Source organism: Allobaculum fili (assembly GCF_020969955.1).
Lineage (GTDB): Bacteria > Bacillota_I > Bacilli_A > Erysipelotrichales > Erysipelotrichaceae > Allobaculum > Allobaculum fili.
In genome coordinates, this window is record NZ_JAHDSX010000153.1 from 1 (window position 1) to 259 (window position 259).

Annotated in this window: 1 rRNA gene; it reads right to left on the minus strand. The window is 48.3% G+C overall.

Going from position 1 to position 259, the window contains the following annotated elements:
* Window positions 1-225 (minus strand): 23S ribosomal RNA (locus Afil_RS10875); the annotation flags it as partial.
* Window positions 226-259: the final 34 nt, after the last annotated feature.

Here is a 259-nt window from a genome sequence, read left to right on the forward strand (position 1 = left end):
AAATCACTTTTGTTTTCTTTTCCTCCGGCTACTTAGATGTTTCAGTTCACCGGGTTTCTCTCCATTTGCATGGATGACTGGCTATAAAACCAGCCGGGTTCCCCCATTCGGATATCCGTGTGTCGTCACTTTCCTGACAGCTCGGCACGGCTTTTCGCAGCCTGACGCGTCCTTCATCATTCAAGAGTGGCAAGGCATCCTCCGTACGCCCTTCCTTGCTTGATCTAGTTCTCTAACTTTGGTTCTAGTTATGCTTGTT